Raw genomic sequence first — 3,518 nt, forward strand, 5'->3', positions numbered from 1 at the left:
GTGTTGCCCAGCTATTTCCGCTGGATGGCACCTATCTACGTTCCTTCGGTGACTCGTGTCCTGTTTGGACCCCTTCGCAAACAGGCTGGGGTCAAAGCAGAAGAAGTTGAAGCATCACCTGAGTGGGACTTTGCTAGTAACTTCTAAGGCTTAGGACGAGTCCTAGAGACTATTAACACTGGATCTTCTGTTCAATGGGGAATGACATTTTGTTATGTCACCCCCAAAATAAACTTGCAAAAAACTCAACTGAAAAAGGGAAAATATCATGGCATACACTATCGAAGCAGATATAGAACAATTTACCGAGGCAGATGCTGAAAGCCTAGAATTTGCAACCGAAGACTTGGAAGGTCTTGAAACTGAGTCAATAGAGAGCATCAGCTTGGAAGATGTCAATCCTGAGAGCGTAGTCGAATCACTAGAGAGTTTGATGGAGGGAGCGGAAGCAAATGGCTATGGCAATGGCTACACCCGTCCCAGTCCTAGCAGTTCTGTAAACAAGCAGTTGCTAAAAACCTTCACAATTATCGTCAAGAAATTGGTGAAGAAAATTATGAGCAACCCTAGAACTCGTGCCAAACTGCAAGCCGCCACTCGCAAAGGTCCAACTGCGGTTGCCCGACTGCTGACACCCAGCGTGGCTAAGGTGTTGCCCAGCTATTTCCGCTGGATGGCACCTATCTACGTTCCTTCGGTGACTCTTGCTCTGTTTGGACCCCTTCGCAAACAGGCTGGGGTCAAAGCAGAGGAAGTTGAAGAAGCGCCCGAATTTATTCAATTTTTGCCCTGGATATTTCGTGCTATATCAGTTGCACAGAGTGTGTTAGGTGGACAGAGAGTGGGTTCACGACGGTGAAGCGTCGTTGATAAGGAGCCAGTGCAGCTTTAATCAAGCCCTCTGCTGCTTGAGAAAGAACCAACTTTCCTTCAAGAGGGGCGATGACTGACGACAAACTGCATCGCATCATATGCCCTCCGATTTCTCTTCTGATTTAGGGAGTTTGGGGGCTGCGATCTGATTTTCCTTTCATTTCATCAATACAGGAGGCAAAACCCCATGATTTTAGAAGATGATTTTTACTTAACAGACGAGCAACTTGATGGCGCTTCAAGCGAAGTCCGCAACCAGTGGGGAGCCGAGATTGACGACAAACTTGAAAACCTTTTAGAGCATCAAATCTTGGCTGAAGATGGCGGTATCGAGTCTACTAAGCGCCAGCGGGTGATTGTTCATTACAAACCAACTAAGTTGTTCGACGATTTCCTGAACGAGTTCGAGGACTTGGATAACTCATATCGGAAACGCGGAGAAGAATTTGAATTCCAATATCTCGACGAATTTGAAAGCTTGGTAAATGAATCGATCGAGTCACTCTTGAAAGAGTTGCCAACCGCAGAGACAGGCGAACATTTAAGATTGGGGAATGCGGTCGTTGCCAACCTCACCCCTGCCGAAATTAAACAAATTGCCAGTCGTAGCGATGTAGAACAAATAGAATTTGATACGCCCCTAAAGTTGGAACTCGATCTGAGCGCTGTTAGCGTGGGTGTGGTTGAAGCCAGAACCCAAGGACTGGTTGGCACGGGCAAAGGCGTGATCGTCGCCGTCCTAGATGGAGAAGTTGATATTAACCATCCTGACCTTAAGGGTCGTGTGGTTCACAAGAAGAATTACACTCAGCAAGAGTGGGGCAACCCGCATCCGCATGGCACCCATGTGGCGGGCATCATCGCGGGCAATGGCTCCAAGTACAAAGGCATGGCACCGGGGGCAGAAATCTGGAGCTATAAGATTTTTCCCACCCAACCCGGAGAATCGACCGAATCGAGAGGTGCCGATGCAATTGAGGATGTCGTGAAGGATATGCAGCAAGAGAAGCGATTACGGATCGCCAACTGTAGTTGGGGATCGTTTAGCCAAACGCTTGATGGCAACAGCGTCGTTTCCGAAACCGCTGAACGAGCCACGAAACTCGGCTTAGTATTAGTGAAAAGCGCAGGCAACGAAGGCACCAAAAGACCTGGACCAGGAAGCCTTACCATCCCAGCAGATGCTAGAGGGGATGTGATTGTGGTTGGAGCGTCTAACCGCGATAGTACGAGCGTCATGCCTTTTAGCAGTCGGGGTCCAACGAGCGACGAGCGACCAAAGCCGGATATTCTAGCTCCCGGTGAATTGATTATGTCTGCCAAGCCGGGTGGCGGCTACACTAGGCTGTCGGGTACCAGTATGGCATCCCCCCATATTGCGGGGATTGCTGCCCTGATCTTAGAGCGTTATCCAAAGCTCCAACCTTTGCAGGTGAAGAAAATTCTGATGCAATCTGCCAAGAAACTGGATTCTTCTGAATTCGATGAGAATGCCCAGGGGGTGGGATTGGTGGATGCCGTCAAAGCGTTACAGCTAGCAGGGCAACCGCTCGCGGAAGCAGAGAAAGTCACCGCCATTCCATCGCTTAAAGAATGGACGCTGCGCGAACAGGTCAATATTGCTGTGCGAAACACGGGTGACGAAACGATGCAAGCGGTGAAAGCAACTCTGGTTGGACCTGACGGCATTAACCTGCTTGGGCTTGACGGCAAGAAAGTGACGAGTGCCGAACAAGACTATGGCACATTGCGAGTCGGTGCAGAGACAACCCGCGACTTTGGAATTGAAGTGCCTTCAAAGTTTAAGTTGCCTCAATGCCAGCTCACTTTAAACCTCAATTTCACGACGCCAACTGGCAAGAAGAAGACTTGCTCCTACAAGCTAACGCATCAAGTTCCCAGTCTTCAGCGCTAAAACTTTGTGTTAGCAGCACGAAAACTTAGTAAGGAGGTTCAAATTCAAAATGAATGTTGATTTCACAACTATTGCACGGGGGAGTGATAGCGGTTATCAAAGCGCTAGCCAAATGGTGATTGACAACTCAGAGCGATGGATCGATCTCTGGCAACAGCACACCTCTAATGCCGAGCCACCGCCACCCATTCCTCAAGTGGATTTTACCCGCAACAGCGTAGTTGCCGTTTTTGCTGGAGAAAAGCCGACTGGCGGTTACTCAGTTGAGATTCTGAGTGCCGAAACCAGTGGTTCCCAAACTCAGGAGCAACTCGCGATTACCGTTCAGCATCGCCAGCCTGGTGCTGGAGACTTCGTGACAGAGGCGCTTACCTATCCGTATCACATAATTAGGATTCCCAAAATTGATGGCAAGGTCGTCTTTAAACACGTTTAACCCAGCGCGTCGTTCGCTCAACATCACCGTCACCCAATCTGAATTCAACACACATCAACAACATGAGCAAAAATCATGAAAGCACAGATAGTCGAACAAATTGAGTTTTTTTCAGAGGCGGAACTGGAGAGCCTAGAGTTCGTGCCAGAGGAATTAGAAGCTATTGAAGCAGAGCGAGTTCCCGACTTGGACAGTGTATCTTTTGAGGAAGTAGCCAAAAAGCTGGAAGCATACTTCGAGGGAGGTGTTGAACAGGCAGGGTTAGAAGCGCTACCACGTCCCTCCAGACCGCCA

The 3,518-nt window shown here is 49.0% G+C and carries 4 protein-coding genes; all 4 read left to right on the forward strand.

Going from position 1 to position 3,518, the window contains the following annotated elements; all coding sequences use genetic code 11:
- Positions 1–268: 268 nt before the first annotated feature.
- Positions 269–859, forward strand: coding sequence for a hypothetical protein (locus RMX89_RS16525; RefSeq protein WP_322689653.1), 591 nt, complete (start codon positions 269–271; stop codon positions 857–859).
- A gap of 201 nt (positions 860–1,060) precedes the next feature.
- Entirely contained in the window at positions 1,061–2,788 is a 1,728-nt protein-coding gene (locus RMX89_RS16530) for a S8 family peptidase (protein ID WP_322689654.1), read from the forward strand.
- Positions 2,789–2,837: 49 nt separating this feature from the next.
- Positions 2,838–3,224, forward strand: a complete 387-nt coding sequence (locus tag RMX89_RS16535; protein ID WP_322689655.1) for a protease complex subunit PrcB family protein — start codon at positions 2,838–2,840, stop codon at positions 3,222–3,224.
- A gap of 75 nt (positions 3,225–3,299) precedes the next feature.
- Positions 3,300–3,518, forward strand: a 219-nt coding sequence (locus tag RMX89_RS16540) for a hypothetical protein (RefSeq protein ID WP_322689656.1), incomplete at its 3' end; no start/stop codon positions are given.

Origin of the sequence: Nostoc sp. DedSLP04, assembly GCF_034530775.1 — a bacterium.
Lineage (GTDB): Bacteria > Cyanobacteriota > Cyanobacteriia > Cyanobacteriales > Nostocaceae > Nostoc.

Excerpts from the sequence above, each read along its gene's own strand:
- RMX89_RS16535 (WP_322689655.1), top strand. The coding sequence starts at position 2,838 with ATGAATGTTGATTTCACAACTATTGCACGGGGGAGTGATAGCGGTTAT.
- RMX89_RS16525 (WP_322689653.1), top strand. The coding sequence starts at position 269 with ATGGCATACACTATCGAAGCAGATATAGAACAATTTACCGAGGCAGAT.
- RMX89_RS16530 (WP_322689654.1), top strand. The coding sequence starts at position 1,061 with ATGATTTTAGAAGATGATTTTTACTTAACAGACGAGCAACTTGATGGC.